The sequence below is a fragment of the Thauera sp. WB-2 genome (genome assembly GCF_027594845.1).
GTDB classification, from domain to species: domain Bacteria; phylum Pseudomonadota; class Gammaproteobacteria; order Burkholderiales; family Rhodocyclaceae; genus Thauera; species Thauera mechernichensis.
In genome coordinates, this window is the sequence record NZ_CP088935.1 from 1,701,304 (window position 1) to 1,717,280 (window position 15,977).

Below are 15,977 nucleotides of genomic sequence, written 5' to 3' on the forward strand. Positions count from 1 at the left end.
CTCCCCTTTCCAACGAGCGCGAATGAACACAATGGACTTCAGGACCCTAGAAGACTACGTCGGCCACACTCCGCTGGTGCGCCTCAAGCGCATCAACGCCGGCCGCAACAATGTGATCCTCGCCAAGCTCGAGGGCAACAACCCGGCGGGCTCGGTCAAGGACCGTCCGGCGCTGTCGATGGTGATGCGGGCGGAGGCTCGCGGAGACATCAAGCCCGGCGATACGCTGATCGAAGCCACCAGCGGCAATACCGGGATCGCGCTGGCGATGGCTGCCGCGATGCGCGGTTACCGCATGATCCTGGTGATGCCCGAGAACCAGAGCGTGGAAAGGCGCCAGACCATGCGCGCGTTCGGCGCAGAGCTCGTGCTCACGCCGACCTCGGGCGGGATGGAGATGGCGCGCGATATCGCCGAGCGTATGCGCGACGAGGGCAAGGGCATCATCCTTGATCAGTTTGCCAATCCGGACAACCCGCTCGCCCATTACGAGGGCACGGGACCCGAGATCTGGGAGCAGACCGCTGGTACGGTGACGCACTTCGTCAGCTCGATGGGCACGACGGGCACCATCATGGGTACCTCCCGGTTCCTCAAGGAGAAGAACCCGGCGGTTTGCATCATCGGTTGCGAGCCCGAGGAGGGTTCGCAGATTCCCGGTATCCGCAAGTGGCCGGAGGCCTATCTGCCGCGGATCTTCGAGCGTCCACGCGTCGATCGGGTCGAGCGTGTGAGTCAGGCCGAGGCCGAGGAGATGACGCGCCGGCTGGCGCGCGAGGAAGGCATCTTCGCAGGCATCTCGTCGGGCGGGTCGCTGCATGTCGCGCTGCGCGTAGCAGAGCAGGTCGAGAACGCGGTGATCGTCTCGATTGTCTGCGACCGTGGCGACCGTTACCTGTCGACGGGTGTCTTCCCCGCCTGAGCTCTCGCTGCGCGGCACGGTCTGCCGGGGCCGGCTGCTCATTCTGTTCCTGCTGTCGGCGGCTGTGCTGTGGTCACTTGCGCCCGCGGCTGCCGTCGACCGCCTGGCGCTGCGCCTGGGCGACCTCGCCAGCCCGATGCTGGCCCTGCAGCGGCTAAGCCTGGAATACGAGTCTGGCGCGGCGGTGTTGCGCGTGGACCGGCTGCGCCTGGGGCAGCGACAGTGGCGCGACCTGGCGTTGCGCTGCAGCCATGCCACCCTGACGTTCGATGCGGTGCACTGCGGTGCTGCGCGCCTGAGCGTCGCCGGCAGGGTCTTGCCGCTGGTGGCCGAGTTTGAGCTGGCTGGCGATGGTCGAGGCGAGCTCGGTCTGACCTTCGCCGATGGCGGGCGACTCGGACTCACCTTCGAGGGTGGCGGCCTGCGGGCGAGGGCGGATCGGCTTGCTCTGGACAAGCTGCACGCGGTGCTGGCGGGTCTGGACGCCGACATCGACACACTTTTCGAGCGTTTCCGCCCTGTTGCTACCCTGGATGGGGAATTGCGCTGGGGTGCAGACGGCAATTCGCCTGCGCGCGTCAGCATCGATGTGCGCCTGTTCGATGCCGGCTTCGGTAGCGCGGACGGTTTGCAGGCGGGCGAGTCGCTCGAGCTCGCAATCTCAGGCACGGCACGGGCGCTCGACGACGGTTGGGCGTGGCAGGGCGAGGTCGAGTGGCGACATGGGGCCGCCTATCTGCACCCGCTGTACCTCGAGGCTGGCCCGAGCGTGCGTGCGCAGGGGCGCCTGCAGGGTGGGGTCGTCGTCGTGGAGCGCAGCGAGGTGGCGCTGGAGGGGGTGGGCAGGCTGGATGCGAGTGCGCGTGTCGAGCTCGACACGGCAGCCGTACTCGAGCTTGAACTCGAACTGACCAACGCTGACCTCGGTGTGCTTGGGCCGCGCTGGATCGCGCCCTTGATTGCGCCGGCGAGTGCCGACCGCATGTACTTCGGCGGACAACTGGACGGGTTGTTACGGCTGCAGGACGGGGTATTGGCCCAAATCGATGTCCGGCTGGAAGGTGCTGGGTTCGGTTTCGTCGGCGCTGCGGGCGGGGGCGGCTTCGCGCTTGGGCCTGTCGGTGGCACCCTCGCGTGGCACGCAGGTGCGAGCACTTCAAGCCGGCTGCGGATTGGTGGTGGGCAATGGGAGCGGATCGCGCTGGGCAGTTTCGAGCTCGAGGCCAGCCTCGACGGGCGCTCGCTGAGCCTGGCGCCCGCCCGTTTGCCTGTGCTCGACGGCGCCCTCGTCATCGAGCACCTCACGCTCGCGCACACGGATGCCGGTTGGCAGGGCGTGGGGGGCGTGGTGATCGAGCCGGTGTCGATGCCGCTTCTGACCGAGGCCCTCGAGATGCCACGGATGGGGGGCGTGCTCGCGGCTTCCCTGCCCGACGTACGGGTCAGTCCGGGTGAAATTACGTTGAATGGTGCGCTCGTCGTATCGGTGTTCGATGGCTATCTTCAGGCCACCGGCCTGCGTCTTGTCGAGCCCTTCGGGGTTGCTTCGCATTTGAGCGCGGACATCGAGGGGCGCCGTCTCGACCTTTCCCAATTGACCGATACCTTCAGTTTCGGCAGCGTCACGGGCTTCGTGGACCTGAGCCTCGCAGGCCTGGAGTTGGTGCGTTGGCGTCCGGTCGCTTTCGATGCCCGTATCAGCAGCAGCCCGGGGCGCTATCCGCGCCGCATCAGCCAGCGTGCAGTGCAGAACATCAGCGCCCTGGGCGGTGGCGGGGCGATGGCGGCCGTTCAGCGCAGCCTGCTGGGCATCTTCGATACTTTCGGCTATCGCGAGCTCGGGCTGACATGCCGGTTGCGCGCCGGTGTATGCATGATGGATGGTGTGGAGGGCGGCGCGCGCGCGGATGGCGGCTTCGTGATCGTGCGTGGCGGGGGCGTCCCGGCGCTGGATGTCATCGGCTACAATCGACGCGTCAATTGGAACGAGTTGGTTGAACGCCTGCAGCGCGTCATGGCCGACAACGTCTCTCCCGAACTGCGCTGAGCGCCGGCTTCCGAACCCATGCAGGAGGATCCCGTGGCATCCAATTCCGTTTCGTCCACCGTGCCCATGCCGTCCCAGGCTGCGCCGTGGCTGCGTCGCCTAGCCGTCACGGTGCTCGCCGTCGTGGCCTCGGCCTGTGTCACCATCAACATCTACTTTCCTGCCGCAGCGGCAGAGAAGGCGGCCGATCGCATCATCGACGAGGTGTGGCAACTGCGCGAGGGTGCTGCAGCCGAGACGCCCGCCGCACAAGGAGATTCCAAATGAACCTGTCGATGGTACTCACACGCTGGTGCGTGCTGCTGTGTCTGGCGCTCGGAGGCATGAGCGCCGTTCATGCCCAGGGTAACCTCGAGATCGATACGCCTGCAGTCTCGGCACTACGGCAGTCGATGCAGCAGCGTCACGCCCAGCTTGCGCCGCTTTACGCGGCGGGGGCAATCGGTCTTGCCGCCGATGGCAGTGTCGCGCTGCGCGACGCCAGCGCGATCCCGCTGGCGCAGCGCGCGCAAGCGAATAGCCTGCTCGCCGCAGAGAACGCCGATCGTGCGGCGCTGTATCGCGAGATCGCGCGCGCCAATGGCCGTCCCGAGTGGGAGGCCGATGTCCGGCGCACTTTTGCGCAACGCTGGATCGACCGCGCGCAGCCCGGCTGGTACGTGCAGCAGGGCGGCAACTGGGTCCGCAAGTGATGCCCGTCCTCGTTTTTGACATCGAGACCATTCCGGATGTCGACGGCATTCGCGCGCTCGGTGAGCTGCCTGCCGCACTGTCGGATTTCGAGGTCGCGGAGTGGGCCTTCCAGCAGCGCCGGGCGAGCCATGGCACGGATTTCCTGCCTCACCACCTGCAGCGCGTGGTGACGATTTCCTGTGTGCTGCGCGACGCACAGCACTTCCGCGTGTTCTCGCTGTCCGAGCCGGATGTGGGCGAGGGCGAGATCATCCAGCGTTTTTTCGATGGGATCGAGCGCTACACGCCGCAGATCGTGTCGTGGAACGGCGGCGGCTTCGACCTCCCGGTGCTGCATTACCGTGGCATGCTCCATGGTGTCTGTGCGCCGCGCTACTGGGATCAGGGTGAGGGTGACTACCACGACTCGCGCGATTTCAAGTGGAACAACTACATCGGGCGCTACCACAGCCGCCATCTCGATCTCATGGACCTGCTCGCCATGTATCAGCCGCGCGCCAATGCGCCGCTGGATGACCTGGCCAAGCTGATGGGGTATCCGGGCAAGCTCGGCATGGACGGTTCAGCAGTCTGGCAGGCCTTCCAGGACGGACGGGTTGCCGAGATCCGCGACTATTGCGAGACGGATGTGGTCAATACTTATCTGGTATACCTGCGGTTCGAACGCATGCGTGGCCACCTCGACGCCAAGGCGTGGGCCGACGAGGTCGAGGTCGTGCGCAGCGCGTTGGCGCGGCTGGATGCACCGCACTGGCGGCAGTTTTTGGAGGCCTGGCCGACGGCGTGAGCGCCTGGGCCAGCCAAGGGTACTTCGGAGGGGCGCTTCATGGACATCCTCGGCACCATTCTCATCGGCCTCATTGTGGGCCTCATCGCACGCCTGCTGCATCCCGGAAAGGACGGGCTGGGGCTCGTCATGACGGCCTTGTTGGGCATCGGAGGCTCGATGCTTGCCACCTATGGGGGGCAGTTCCTCGGGATCTACCATGTGGGAGAGGCTGCCGGCTTCGTTGGTGCGGTCGTGGGCGCAGTAGTGATCCTGTTCGTGGTGCGCCGGCTCAAAGCCTGAGGACAATCCAGCTTGTAGCGATTCTTCAAAAAAGTCTTTGACAATGCTGAAGAGCTGTCTATAATGCGTGTCTTCAGCAGGCGCGTAGCTCAGTTGGTTAGAGCACCACCTTGACATGGTGGGGGTCGTTGGTTCGAATCCAATCGCGCCTACCAAGATTTTGGAGTCGATTCATGTTCCGAACTACCACTCAGGCCGGAAACTGATCAGGTCGGCTCCGCTTGTCTGCTAGAGAAAAAAGCGCGCCTAGACCGCGCTTTTTTTTCGTCCACAATTTTGCATCGCATCCCGGTCGTTGGTCGGGACTGAATCCGGATCGAGGCTCAAGTCATGCCCAACATCACGCTCCCTGACGGTTCTGTACGCAGCTTCGATCACCCCGTGACGGTGGGGGAGGTGGCTGCCTCGATCGGCGCTGGTCTGGCCAAGGCGGCCTTGGCGGGGCGGGTTGGTGATCGTCTAGTCGATCTCTCTCATCGTTTGGAGACAGATGCGGCACTGGCGATCGTTACCGACAAGTCCGAGGACGGGCTGGAGATCATTCGCCATTCCACGGCGCACCTGCTTGCGCACGCGGTGAAGGAGCTCTTCCCGGAGGCGCAGGTCACCATCGGCCCGGTCATCGATAACGGCTTTTACTACGACTTCTCTTACAAGCGCCCGTTTACGCCTGAGGATATCGCCGCGATCGAGGCGCGCATGAACGAGATCGCCAGGCGCGAGATCCAGGTGCATCGCGAGGTATGGTCGCGCGACAAGGCGGTGGAGTTCTTCAAGGGTGTCGGCGAGCACTACAAGGCGGAGATCATTGCCTCGATTCCGGCCAATGAGGAAGTCTCGCTCTATCGGCAGGGCGATTTCATCGACCTGTGTCGCGGGCCGCATGTGCCGTCGACCGGTAAGCTCAAGGTTTTCAAGCTGACCAAGCTGGCCGGAGCCTATTGGCGGGGCGACTCGAAGAACGAGATGCTGCAGCGTGTGTATGGCACGGCATGGGCAAAGAAGGACGAGCTCGACGCCTACCTGCACATGATCGAGGAGGCTGAGAAGCGCGACCACCGCAAGCTCGGTCGCCAACTCGATCTCTTCCATATCCAGGACGAGGCACCGGGCATGGTGTTCTGGCATGCCAAGGGTTGGACGCTGTGGCAACAGGTCGAGCAGTACATGCGCAGGATCATCTGCGAGCATGGCTACCAGGAAGTGAAGACGCCGCAGATCGTCGATCGCTCGCTGTGGGAGAAGTCGGGTCACTGGGGCATGTACTCGGACCTGATGTTCACCACGCAGTCCGAGAAGCGCGACTATGCCGTCAAGCCGATGAACTGCCCTTGTCACATCCAGATCTTCAACCAGGGTCTGAAGAGCTATCGTGACCTGCCGCTGCGCATGGCCGAGTTCGGCTCCTGCCATCGCAATGAGCCCTCTGGGTCGCTGCACGGCATCATGCGCGTGCGCAACTTCGTGCAGGACGACGCACACATCTTCTGTGCCGAGGGTCAGGTGCAGGCCGAGTCGGCCGAGTTCATTCGCCTGCTGCAGAAGGTCTATTCCGATTTTGGTTTCACCGACGTGCTGGTCAAGCTGTCCACGCGGCCGGAGAAGCGTGTCGGTACCGACGAGCAGTGGGATGCCGCCGAGGCGGCGCTCGCTGCGGCGCTCGGCGCACAGGGGCTCAGCTACGACCTGCAGCCGGGCGAGGGGGCCTTCTATGGGCCCAAGATCGAGTTCTCGCTCAAGGATAGCCTGGGGCGCGTGTGGCAGTGCGGTACCTTGCAGCTCGATTTCAACCTGCCGGTGCGGCTTGGTGCCGAGTACGTGGACGAGGACAACACCAAGAAGGTGCCGGTCATGCTGCACCGCGCCATCCTCGGTTCGCTCGAGCGCTTCATCGGCATCCTGATCGAGAACCACGCCGGCGCCATGCCGCTGTGGCTTGCGCCGGTGCAGGCCGTGGTGATGAACATTTCCGAAGCCCAGGGTGAGTATGCGGCTGACGTCGTTGCCAGGCTCAGGAAAGCGGGCTTCCGCGTCGAGGCGGATTTGCGCAACGAGAAGATTAACTATAAAATCCGCGAACATAGCGTGCAGAAGCTGCCTTACCAGATCGTCATTGGCGACAAGGAAAAAGCAGCGGGCCTGGTGGCCGTACGTGCGCGGGGTGGCCAGGATCTTGGCCAAATGTCCCTCGATTCGCTGATCGAACGCTGGCTTCGCGAGGTTGAAGCGAAGGCCGGTGCGGTCTGATTTTGGTTTTCGTGGAGAGTTGAACCATCGCTCAAGATAAGAAGCAGCGCGTAAATAGGGAGATCAACGCGCCCGAGGTCCGGCTGGTTGGCGAAGAAGGCGAACAGCTCGGAATCGTGTCCCTGAACACAGCCCTGAACATGGCCGAAGACGCCGGGCTGGACCTTGTCGAAATTGCTCCCATGGCTGCACCGCCGGTGTGCAAGCTGATGGATTTCGGCAAGTTCAAGTATCAGGAACAGAAAAAGGCCCACGAAGCCCGACTCAAGCAGAAACAGGTTCAGGTCAAGGAGGTCAAGCTCCGTCCCGGAACCGACGAAAACGACTACCAGATCAAGCTGCGCAACCTCAAGCGCTTCCTGGATGAAGGCGACAAGTGCAAGGTGACCTTGCGCTTCCGCGGCCGCGAGATGGCCCACCAGGAGTTCGGTCTGCGTCAGCTCGAGCGCATCAAGGCGGACCTTGAAGAACAGGGTCAGGTCGAACAGATGCCGAAGATGGAAGGGCGCCAGATGATCATGATCATCGCGCCAAAGAAGAAGCACTGAGCCGCGCGGCTCGGTTGTGACGAAATTGCCTCGCAAGGGGTGAGACCGCTGGCCGGAATGGTCCTGCCGGCGGAAAACAAGTGGTGCCGGGTAACAAAATGCGTCGGGGCTCATCGGCGCTACCTGGTGTCATCCAAAAACATGGAGTCTCAGCAATGCCCAAGATGAAGACCAAGAGCGGCGCCAAGAAGCGCTTCAAGGTCCGCTCCAGCGGTGGGATCAAGCGGTCCCAGGCGTTCAAGCGCCACATCCTGACCAAGAAAACGACCAAGGCGAAGCGTCAGCTGCGCGGCATGACCGAAGTTCATGCTGCCGATGAAAAGCTGATTCGTGCCATGCTTCCGTACGCTTGATAGGAGACCGCAATGCCTCGCGTTAAACGTGGTGTAACCGCCCGCGCTCGTCACAAGAAAGTCCTCGTCCAGGCCAAGGGTTATCGCGGCCGTCGCAAGAATGTCTATCGCATCGCCAAGCAGGCGGTGATGAAGGCTGGCCAGTACGCCTACCGCGACCGTCGTCAGCGCAAGCGTCAGTTCCGTGCCCTGTGGATCGCCCGTATCAACGCGGCTGCCCGCGAGATCGGCCTGACCTACAGCACCTTCATGAATGGCCTGAAGAAGGCTGCGATCGAGATCGACCGCAAGGTGCTGGCCGACCTGGCTGTGTTCGACAAGCCGGCTTTTGCCGCGATTGCCGAACAAGCCCGGGCCAAACTCGCTGCGTAATCGAACGCAGTCCGAAAAAAGGAGGCCTGGCCTCCTTTTTTTTCTGAACTTTGCACGACTTTCCAAGCAACACCGCATTCGGCCAGGGCAGGAACATGGAACAGCTCGATCAACTCGTACAACAGGCGACGCTCGATTTCGCCGCCGCCGCCGATGGCGCGCAGCTCGAACAGGCCAAGGCGCGCTACCTGGGCAAGGCTGGTTCGCTCACCGAGCGCCTGAAGTCGCTCGGCAAGCTCGAGCCCGAGGCCAGGCGCGAAGCGGGTGCCGCGATCAATGCCGCCAAGGTGGCCATCGAGGGGGCGCTCGAGGCCAGGCGCAATGCGCTACGCGAGGCGTCGCTGCTGGCCCAGCTTGCTGCCGAGGCGCTCGACGTGACCCTACCGGGGCGCGGTGGCGTCCAGGGCGGGCTGCATCCGGTGAGTCGTACGCTGGAGCGCATCGAGCAGCTGTTCGCGTCGATCGGCTTCGTCGTTGCCGACGGCCCCGAGATCGAGACCGACTGGCACAACTTTACCGCGCTCAACACCCCTGAGAACCATCCGGCGCGCTCCATGCACGACACCTTCTATCTCGAAGGCCACGACGACGTGCTGCTGCGCACGCACACCAGTCCTGTGCAGATCCGTGCGATGCAGGCGCATGTCGAGCGTTGCAAGGATCTCGACACCATGCCCGATCTGCGCGTCATTGCGCCCGGACGGGTGTTCCGGGTGGATTCCGATGCCACGCATTCGCCGATGTTCCATCAGGTCGAAGGCCTGTGGGTGGGCGAGAAGGTGAGCTTTGCCGATCTCAAGGGCGTGGTGGCCGACTTCCTGCGCCGCTTCTTCGAGACCGATGACCTGCAGGTCCGTTTCCGCCCCTCCTTCTTCCCGTTTACCGAGCCCTCGGCCGAGATCGACGTCGCTTTCATGAGCGGCGCACTGGAAGGTCGTTGGCTGGAGATCGCGGGTTGCGGCGTGGTGCATCCGAACGTACTGCGTTTCGGTGGCATTGACCCCGAGCGCTACACCGGCTTTGCCTTCGGGATGGGGCCGGATCGCCTGACCATGCTGCGCTACGGTGTCAACGACCTGCGCCTGTTCTTCGAGGGTGACCTGCGCTTCCTGGGCCAGTTCCGCTGAGCCTGCGCTGCCCCCTCGCATCGCCCAATTCACGCAATCCGGGTTAAGGAATCATGCAATTCTCTGAACAGTGGCTGCGGACCTTCGTCGATCCGCAACTCGATAGCGCCCAACTTGGCCACCTGCTGACGATGGCGGGCCTTGAGGTCGAGGAGGCCGAGCCGGCGGCACCCGCTTTCAGCGGCGTGGTGGTCGCGCGCATTGTCGAGGCCGACAAGCACCCCAACGCCGACAAGCTCAAGCTGTGCAAGGTCGATGCCGGTGGCGCCGAGCTGTTGCAGATCGTTTGCGGGGCGCCCAATGCCGCGGCCGGCATGAAGGTGCCGTGCGCCCGCGTGGGTGCCGTGCTGCCGGGCGATTTCGCCATCAAGGCTGCCAAGCTGCGTGGAGTGGAGTCCTTCGGCATGCTGTGTTCGGCGCGCGAGCTTGGGCTCTCGGAAGATCATGGCGGCCTTTATGCCCTGCCCGATGACGCCCCTGTGGGCGCGGACATCCGCGATTACCTGGGGCTGGACGACACCCTGTTCACCATCAAGCTCACCCCCAACCGCGCCGACTGCCTGAGCCTGTCGGGCGTCGCACGCGAGGTGGCGGCGGTGACCGGTGTCGAGTTGCGCCCCGTGGCGGTCATCCCGGTCGCACCGAGCTTCGAGGCCCGTCGCGGCATCGTGCTCGATGCACCGCAGGCCTGCCCGCGTTACTGTGGTCGCATCCTGCGCGGCGTCGATGCGCGCGCACGCACGCCGGAATGGATGGTGCGCCGACTGGCACGCAGTGGCATCCGTGCGATCAGCGCGCTGGTCGATGTCACCAACTACGTCATGCTCGAGCTCGGCCAGCCGCTGCATGCCTTTGACAACACCCGACTGCAGGGCGCGATCCACGTTCGCTTGCCGCAGGAGGGCGAAACGGTCCTGCTGCTCAATGAGCAAACCGTGACGCCCGCGGTTGACACGCTGCTCATCGCCGACGAATCGCGCGCGCTTGCGCTGGCCGGCATCATGGGCGGTGAGGAGAGCGGCATCACGCTCGACACCACCGAGGTCTTTCTCGAGAGCGCGTTCTTCGCCCCCGATGCCATCGCCGGGCGGGCGCGCAGCTACGGCTTCAGTTCGGATGCCTCGCACCGCTTCGAGCGCGGCGTCGATTTCGAGCTGGCGCGCATTGCCATCGAGCGTGCGACCCGCCTCATCCTCGATATCTGCGGCGGCGAGGCCGGACCGGTTGAAGAGGCTGTCGCTGCCGACGCATTGCCGGCGCGCGCGCCGGTACGCTTGCGGCCGGCGCGCGCGCGCCGTGTGCTCGGCATCACGCTGGACGACCAGGCGATGCTCGAACTCCTGCGGCGCGTTCACCTTGCAGTCGAGCGCAGCGGTGATGACTTCCTTGTGACGCCGCCGTCGTGGCGTTTCGATATCGAGATCGAGGAAGACCTTATCGAGGAGCTTGCGCGTCTTCACGGCTACGACAACATTCCCGCGGTTGCACCGCAGGGCAGCCTGATGATGCTGCCGCGCTCTGAGCGCAGCCGTCCGGTATGGGCGCTGCGCCATCTGGTGGCGGCGCGCGGCTATCAGGAGGTGATCAATTTTGCCTTCGTCGAGGAGGCCTGGGAGCGCGATTTCTGCGCCAACGAAGAACCCATCCGCCTCGCCAACCCGATCGCCAGCCAGCTCAGCGTCATGCGCTCGAGCCTGATCGGTGGCCTCGTCGGTAACCTCGCCACCAACCGCAAGCGCCAGACCGACCGCGTACGCGTGTTCGAGATCGCTCGCACCTTCGAGCGCAAAGCTGACGGCGAGCCGGTTGCCGGTTTTCATCAGGTCATGAAGCTCGCCGCACTGGCGGCGGGCACGGTAGTGCCCGAGCAATGGGGCGAGAAGGCGCGCAACGTCGATTTCTACGATGTGAAGGGCGACCTTGAAGCGCTGTTCGCCCCGCGCCGGCTCGACTTCGAGCGCCTGTCGCATCCAGCCCTGCACCCCGGGCGCGCTGCAAGCGTCCGTCTCGACGGGCGCAGCATCGGCATCCTCGGCGAGCTGCACCCGGTCTGGGTGCAGCGCTATGAGCTCGGCAGTGCGCCGGTCGTATTCGAGATCGAGCTCGATGCACTGCTCGCTGCAGAGATGCCGGCCTACGCCGAGATTTCCCGCATGCCCGCAGTGACTCGTGACCTCGCCCTTGTGGTGGGCGTGGAGGTCAATGCCGGCAAGGTCGTGGAGGTGCTGCGTGCCGCTGCGCCGGCCATCGTGCGCGAGATCGAGCTGTTCGACGTCTATCATGGCAAGGGCATCGACCCGGACAAGAAGAGTCTTGCCTTCAGGGTATCGATGCAAGATACTCAGCGCACACTCGAAGAGGGCGAAGTTGAGGCAGTCGTCACACTACTTGTCAGGCAGGCCGAAGCGGTACTCGGCGCACGTCTGCGTGGAGCAGGGGACTGACATGACTTTGACGAAGGCCGAACTCGCCGATCTGCTGTTCGATCAGGTCGGGCTGAACAAGCGCGAAGCCAAGGACATGGTCGAGGGCTTTTTCGAGGAGATCCGGATGGCGCTCGAGCGGGGCGACAGCGTGAAGCTGTCGGGCTTCGGCAACTTCCAGTTGCGTGACAAGCCCCAGCGCCCCGGGCGCAATCCCAAGACTGGTGAAGAGATCCCGATCACCGCCCGGCGGGTGGTCACCTTCCATGCCAGCCAGAAACTGAAGGCCGCGGTGGAGCAACTCAGCGATGCAAGCAAGCAGCCCTGAAATCGGCGTCGAAGCGCTGCCGCCAATTCCGGCGAAGCGCTATTTCACGATCGGAGAGGTCAGCGACCTTTGCTGCGTGAAGCCTCACGTCCTGCGCTATTGGGAGCAGGAGTTCACCCAGCTCAAGCCGGTTAAGCGGGGCGGCAACCGCCGTTACTACCAGCACCATGAGGTTCTGCTCATCCGGCGCATCCGGCAGCTGTTGTACCAGGAGGGTTTCACCATCTCCGGTGCGCGCAATCGCCTCGGCGAGTCTGCGATCCAGGAGCAGGAGAACGGGGTCGAGGTCGAGCGATACAAGGCGGTGGTGGCCGAGGTCCGTGCAGGCTTGGTCAAGGTGCTCGAGGTCTTGCGTGCATGAGCAATATTTCGGAAGCAGTTTCTGGTAATTTCTGAAAACGCTGCTATAATGGCGGCTTGTGTCGGGGCGTAGCGCAGCCTGGTAGCGCACTTGCATGGGGTGCAAGGGGTCGCGAGTTCGAATCCCGCCGCCCCGACCAATCAAAAAAACCGGCCTTTGCCGGTTTTTTTGTTTTCACCGCTCGCTGCCCGGCAGTGGCAGCACGCTGTGCTAACATTTCTTCCCCTGCCGCATCAGACGGCACTCTGCTCCGATTTCAGATGCGTATCCTGGTCAGCAACGACGACGGTTATTTCGCCCCCGGGATTGCGGCGCTCGCCGAAGCCCTCGGCACCCTCGGTGAGGTCACGGTGGTCGCGCCAGAGCGCGATCGCAGCGGGGCCAGTAACTCGCTCACGCTCGATCGTCCGCTTTCGCTGAAGCGTACGGCCAACGGCTTTTATCATGTCAACGGCACGCCGACCGACTGCGTACACCTGGCTGTCACGGGCATGCTCGAGCATCTCCCGGACATGGTTGTCTCGGGTGTCAATCATGGCGCCAACATGGGTGACGATACGGTCTATTCCGGAACCGTCGCCGCCGCAACCGAGGGCTTCCTGCTCGGCGTACCCTCGATCGCAGTGTCCCTGGTGAGCAAGTCGGCAAGCGATTTCACATCGGCTGCGCGTGTCGCGCGCGACCTCGCCGAACGCTTCATGCGTAACCCGTTTCCGCATCCTGTCCTGCTCAACGTGAATGTGCCCGATGTGGCATACGACCGTCTGCAAGGCGTCAAGGTCACCCGCCTGGGCAAGCGCCACAAGGCCGAGCCCGTGGTGCGTAGCGTGACCCCGCGCGGCGACACGGTTTACTGGGTGGGCGCTGCGGGCGGCGCGGCCGACGCTGGTGAGGGCACGGATTTTCATGCGGTCGCCAATGGCTTTGTCTCGGTGACGCCGCTGCAGATCGATCTCACCCACACCGGCCTCATTTCGCCGGTATTCGACTGGTTGAAGCAGTGATCGCAAGGACTGGCGACGCTGGGCAGGCGACACGCGCGCGTGCGCGCATGGTGGAGCGGCTGCGCAGCCAGGGTATCCGTGACGAGCGCGTGCTCGCTGCCATGCAGGCCATACCGCGTCACGCCTTTGTCGACGAGGGTCTGGCGTTCAGCGCCTACGACGATACGCCGTTGCCGATCGGCTATCAGCAGACCATCTCGCAACCCTTCGTGGTCGCCAGGATGATCGAGCTGTTGCAGGCTGGGCGTTCGCTGGGGCGTGTGCTCGAAGTGGGGGCAGGCTGTGGCTATCAGGCTGCGGTGTTGTCCCGACTCGCGACCGAGGTTTACGCTGTCGAGCGCATACGGCCCTTGCTCGATCGTGCGCGCGCGAACCTGCGGCCCTTGCGGCTTCCCAACGTACGCCTGAAACTTGCTGACGGTAGTCTGGGTCTTCCAGAGGCGGCACCGTTCGACACCATCATCGTTGCGGCGGCGGCTCTGGGCCTGCCCCCTGCGCTGAAGGAACAATTGGCGCCCGGTGGGCGTCTGATCGTGCCGGTCGGGGGCGGCGAACAGCGCTTGCTCCTGGTAGAGCGACAAGGCAACCTATTCCGGGAAACGTGGCACGAGGCAGTCCGCTTCGTTCCGCTTCTCGGAGGTACAGAATGAGAGACGGTATTTTCGGATGCAAACACGTTCAAGCTCGATAGCGATTTTGCTGGCGGTTGGTCTTCTCGCCGGCTGCGCCTCCAAGGTGACGGCGCCGGTTCGCGACGGCAGTGGTGTAGTGGCACCGGCTGCGCCTGTCGGGGGCGTGCCGGCCCAGCCTCAGGGGCTGCATACCGTGCGCCAGGGTGAGACCCTGCTCGCGATCGCGCGCCAGTATGGGGTGACGCTCCCCGAGTTGGTGTCGTGGAATGGCATCACCGATCCCAATCAGCTTCGGGTCGGCCAGACCCTGCTCGTCGCGCCGCCGGGCACGGTGACCGCGGCCGTCACGCCCGTGCCCTCGCCCGCGACGGGTGCGATCGCCACACCTGTTCCGCCCAGCGGAGCGGACGCTGGCGTGGTGCCGCTCAAGCAGGAGCCGGTGGGTGGCCGTGTGACCATCGCCGAGCCGGTCGTGCCGCCGCCCGCGCCGACTGTTGCACCGCCCGCCGGGCCCGCGGTCAGTGGGCAATGGCGATGGCCGGCCAATGGGGCGATCCTCGCCGGATTCAACGAGGCGACCAACAAGGGTGTGGATATCGCCGGTCGTGTTGGCGATCCGGTCCATGCCGCGGCCTCGGGCAAGGTGGTGTACGCTGGCAGCGGTCTGCGTGGTTATGGCAAGCTGATCGTCATCAAGCATAACCAGGAGTACAACTCCGTGTATGCTCACAACGACAAGCTGCTCGTCAAGGAAGACGACGAGGTGGTGCAGGGACAGAAGATCGCCGAGCTGGGCAGTTCGGAAGCCGATCGACCCAAGCTGCACTTCGAGATTCGCAAGCAGGGCAAGGCCGTCGATCCGATGGGATACTTGCCCGCACGATAAGGGGGACGCATGGAGGAGCCGGCAAGTCTTGACGACCTGGAGAGTCATGAACCGGATCTTCCGCCCGAAGTGGAGGTGTTTGCCAGTCACCCCACGCCGGTCGTCGAGAACGATTTTTTCAGTGACGTCACGCAGCTCTATCTGAACGAGATCGGTGCCAACCCGCTGCTCTCGGCGGAAGATGAGTTGCGCTTGGCTCGCTGCGTGCGCAGCGGCGACTTCGAGGCGCGCCAGACCATGATCGAGCGCAATCTGCGCCTGGTCGTGAATATCGCCAAGCATTACCTCAACCGCGGCATTCCCTTGCTCGATCTGGTCGAGGAAGGCAATCTCGGGCTCATGCACGCGCTGGAGAAGTTCGATCCCGAGCGTGGCTTCCGCTTCTCGACATACGCGACGTGGTGGATCCGCCAGAATATCGAGCGCGCGATCATGAACCAGTCGCGCACGATCCGTCTGCCGGTACATGTGGTCAAGGAGCTCAACCAGGTCCTGCGTGCGCAGCGCAGTATCGAGGCTGCCTCGAATGGCATTTCGACGCTCGAGGATATCGCGGCGCGGCTGGGGAAGACGGTCGAAGAGGTTCGCAGTACCCTCGCGTTGAGCGAACACACGGCCTCGCTCGACGCGCCGCTCGATATCGATCCGAACCTCTCGATCGGCGAATCGCTCGCCGACGAGCACCAGCCTACGCCCGAGATACAGATTCACTGTGCGGAGATCGAGGATCTGGTACGTGCATGGATCAAGATGCTCAGCGAAAAGCAGCGCATGGTGATCCGGCATCGTTACGGTATCGACGAGTGCGAACTGCTGACCCTGGAAGAGCTCGCCAGCCGGCTAGAGCTTACCCGTGAGCGCGTACGCCAGATCCAGCTCGAAGCGCTGGGTCAATTGCGTCGCATCCTGAAGCGGCACGGCATCTCGCGCGACGCACTGCTTTAGCGTTTGTCCTGCCGGCGTGG

Annotated in this window: 18 protein-coding genes and 2 tRNA genes; all 20 read left to right on the forward strand. The window is 63.9% G+C overall.

What is annotated here, in order from left to right:
• The first annotated feature begins 31 nt into the window (after window positions 1-31).
• The 20 genes from cysM to rpoS all read left to right on the forward strand — a co-directional run bounded on the left by cysM (window position 32) and on the right by rpoS (window position 15,957).
• Window positions 32-922 carry a cysteine synthase CysM gene (gene cysM / locus LQF09_RS07780; protein ID WP_270069861.1) on the forward strand — a complete coding sequence of 297 codons (891 nt, stop codon included), beginning with the start codon at window positions 32-34 and terminating at the stop codon, window positions 920-922.
• On the forward strand, window positions 906-2,969 hold the full coding sequence (locus tag LQF09_RS07785; RefSeq protein WP_270069601.1) for a hypothetical protein: 2,064 nt from the start codon (window positions 906-908) through the stop codon (window positions 2,967-2,969). The genes cysM and LQF09_RS07785 overlap by 17 nt, the downstream gene beginning before the upstream one ends.
• 33 nt (window positions 2,970-3,002) lie before the next feature.
• Window positions 3,003-3,236, forward strand: a complete 234-nt coding sequence (locus LQF09_RS07790) for a hypothetical protein (RefSeq protein ID WP_002923831.1) — start codon at window positions 3,003-3,005, stop codon at window positions 3,234-3,236.
• Window positions 3,233-3,661 carry a YdbL family protein gene (locus tag LQF09_RS07795; RefSeq protein WP_002923834.1) on the forward strand — a complete coding sequence of 143 codons (429 nt, stop codon included), beginning with the start codon at window positions 3,233-3,235 and terminating at the stop codon, window positions 3,659-3,661. Before LQF09_RS07790 ends, LQF09_RS07795 begins: the two co-directional genes overlap by 4 nt.
• Entirely contained in the window at window positions 3,661-4,449 is a 789-nt protein-coding gene (locus LQF09_RS07800) for a 3'-5' exonuclease (RefSeq protein ID WP_198291858.1), read from the forward strand. The genes LQF09_RS07795 and LQF09_RS07800 overlap by 1 nt, the downstream gene beginning before the upstream one ends.
• Window positions 4,450-4,488: 39 nt before the next feature.
• Window positions 4,489-4,731, forward strand: a complete 243-nt coding sequence (locus LQF09_RS07805; RefSeq protein ID WP_270069602.1) for a GlsB/YeaQ/YmgE family stress response membrane protein — start codon at window positions 4,489-4,491, stop codon at window positions 4,729-4,731.
• A gap of 78 nt (window positions 4,732-4,809) precedes the next feature.
• Window positions 4,810-4,886, forward strand: a tRNA-Val gene (locus tag LQF09_RS07810).
• A gap of 175 nt (window positions 4,887-5,061) precedes the next feature.
• Window positions 5,062-6,978 carry a threonine--tRNA ligase gene (thrS, locus tag LQF09_RS07815; RefSeq protein ID WP_270069603.1) on the forward strand — a complete coding sequence of 639 codons (1,917 nt, stop codon included), beginning with the start codon at window positions 5,062-5,064 and terminating at the stop codon, window positions 6,976-6,978.
• Window positions 6,979-7,061: 83 nt separating this feature from the next.
• On the forward strand, window positions 7,062-7,526 hold the full coding sequence (gene infC / locus LQF09_RS07820) for a translation initiation factor IF-3 (protein ID WP_333482880.1): 465 nt from the start codon (window positions 7,062-7,064) through the stop codon (window positions 7,524-7,526).
• Between the two features lie 155 nt (window positions 7,527-7,681).
• On the forward strand, window positions 7,682-7,879 hold the full coding sequence (gene rpmI / locus LQF09_RS07825) for a 50S ribosomal protein L35 (RefSeq protein ID WP_002923845.1): 198 nt from the start codon (window positions 7,682-7,684) through the stop codon (window positions 7,877-7,879).
• 12 nt (window positions 7,880-7,891) lie between these two features.
• Window positions 7,892-8,251 (forward strand): 50S ribosomal protein L20, encoded by a 360-nt coding sequence (gene rplT / locus LQF09_RS07830; RefSeq protein WP_002923846.1) that lies wholly within the window; start codon window positions 7,892-7,894, stop codon window positions 8,249-8,251.
• A gap of 95 nt (window positions 8,252-8,346) precedes the next feature.
• The gene (pheS, locus tag LQF09_RS07835) at window positions 8,347-9,378 is read left to right on the forward strand and encodes a phenylalanine--tRNA ligase subunit alpha (protein ID WP_002923847.1); all 1,032 of its coding nucleotides are present in this window, start codon (window positions 8,347-8,349) and stop codon (window positions 9,376-9,378) included.
• Window positions 9,379-9,431: 53 nt separating this feature from the next.
• On the forward strand, window positions 9,432-11,822 hold the full coding sequence (pheT, locus tag LQF09_RS07840) for a phenylalanine--tRNA ligase subunit beta (RefSeq protein WP_270069604.1): 2,391 nt from the start codon (window positions 9,432-9,434) through the stop codon (window positions 11,820-11,822).
• A gap of 1 nt (window position 11,823) precedes the next feature.
• Window positions 11,824-12,129 carry an integration host factor subunit alpha gene (locus LQF09_RS07845; protein ID WP_002923852.1) on the forward strand — a complete coding sequence of 102 codons (306 nt, stop codon included), beginning with the start codon at window positions 11,824-11,826 and terminating at the stop codon, window positions 12,127-12,129.
• Window positions 12,110-12,490: a MerR family transcriptional regulator gene (locus LQF09_RS07850; RefSeq protein ID WP_002923855.1), complete on the forward strand. Its 381-nt coding sequence runs from the start codon at window positions 12,110-12,112 to the stop codon at window positions 12,488-12,490. The genes LQF09_RS07845 and LQF09_RS07850 overlap by 20 nt, the downstream gene beginning before the upstream one ends.
• Before the next feature lie 62 nt (window positions 12,491-12,552).
• Window positions 12,553-12,629: transfer RNA gene (locus LQF09_RS07855), tRNA-Pro, on the forward strand.
• A gap of 121 nt (window positions 12,630-12,750) precedes the next feature.
• The gene (gene surE, locus LQF09_RS07860; RefSeq protein WP_002923920.1) at window positions 12,751-13,494 is read left to right on the forward strand and encodes a 5'/3'-nucleotidase SurE; all 744 of its coding nucleotides are present in this window, start codon (window positions 12,751-12,753) and stop codon (window positions 13,492-13,494) included.
• A gap of 47 nt (window positions 13,495-13,541) precedes the next feature.
• Complete coding sequence (locus LQF09_RS07865) at window positions 13,542-14,144, forward strand: protein-L-isoaspartate(D-aspartate) O-methyltransferase (RefSeq protein WP_002923923.1); 603 nt, start codon at window positions 13,542-13,544, stop codon at window positions 14,142-14,144.
• A 16-nt stretch (window positions 14,145-14,160) separates the two neighbouring features.
• The gene (locus tag LQF09_RS07870; RefSeq protein ID WP_198291860.1) at window positions 14,161-15,012 is read left to right on the forward strand and encodes a peptidoglycan DD-metalloendopeptidase family protein; all 852 of its coding nucleotides are present in this window, start codon (window positions 14,161-14,163) and stop codon (window positions 15,010-15,012) included.
• 9 nt (window positions 15,013-15,021) lie between these two features.
• Entirely contained in the window at window positions 15,022-15,957 is a 936-nt protein-coding gene (gene rpoS / locus LQF09_RS07875) for an RNA polymerase sigma factor RpoS (protein ID WP_002923926.1), read from the forward strand.
• The last annotated feature ends 20 nt before the right edge of the window (window positions 15,958-15,977 follow it).

Bases quoted from the DNA above. Each gene is read 5' to 3' on its own strand.
- cysM (WP_270069861.1), top strand. From the start codon at position 32: ATGGACTTCAGGACCCTAGAAGACTACGTCGGCCACACTCCGCTGGTG.
- LQF09_RS07795 (WP_002923834.1), top strand. From the start codon at position 3,233: ATGAACCTGTCGATGGTACTCACACGCTGGTGCGTGCTGCTGTGTCTG.
- LQF09_RS07800 (WP_198291858.1), top strand. From the start codon at position 3,661: ATGCCCGTCCTCGTTTTTGACATCGAGACCATTCCGGATGTCGACGGC.
- LQF09_RS07805 (WP_270069602.1), top strand. From the start codon at position 4,489: ATGGACATCCTCGGCACCATTCTCATCGGCCTCATTGTGGGCCTCATC.
- thrS (WP_270069603.1), top strand. From the start codon at position 5,062: ATGCCCAACATCACGCTCCCTGACGGTTCTGTACGCAGCTTCGATCAC.
- rpmI (WP_002923845.1), top strand. From the start codon at position 7,682: ATGCCCAAGATGAAGACCAAGAGCGGCGCCAAGAAGCGCTTCAAGGTC.
- rplT (WP_002923846.1), top strand. From the start codon at position 7,892: ATGCCTCGCGTTAAACGTGGTGTAACCGCCCGCGCTCGTCACAAGAAA.
- pheS (WP_002923847.1), top strand. From the start codon at position 8,347: ATGGAACAGCTCGATCAACTCGTACAACAGGCGACGCTCGATTTCGCC.
- pheT (WP_270069604.1), top strand. From the start codon at position 9,432: ATGCAATTCTCTGAACAGTGGCTGCGGACCTTCGTCGATCCGCAACTC.
- LQF09_RS07845 (WP_002923852.1), top strand. From the start codon at position 11,824: ATGACTTTGACGAAGGCCGAACTCGCCGATCTGCTGTTCGATCAGGTC.
- LQF09_RS07850 (WP_002923855.1), top strand. From the start codon at position 12,110: ATGCAAGCAAGCAGCCCTGAAATCGGCGTCGAAGCGCTGCCGCCAATT.
- surE (WP_002923920.1), top strand. From the start codon at position 12,751: ATGCGTATCCTGGTCAGCAACGACGACGGTTATTTCGCCCCCGGGATT.
- LQF09_RS07865 (WP_002923923.1), top strand. From the start codon at position 13,542: ATGGTGGAGCGGCTGCGCAGCCAGGGTATCCGTGACGAGCGCGTGCTC.
- LQF09_RS07870 (WP_198291860.1), top strand. From the start codon at position 14,161: ATGCAAACACGTTCAAGCTCGATAGCGATTTTGCTGGCGGTTGGTCTT.
- rpoS (WP_002923926.1), top strand. From the start codon at position 15,022: ATGGAGGAGCCGGCAAGTCTTGACGACCTGGAGAGTCATGAACCGGAT.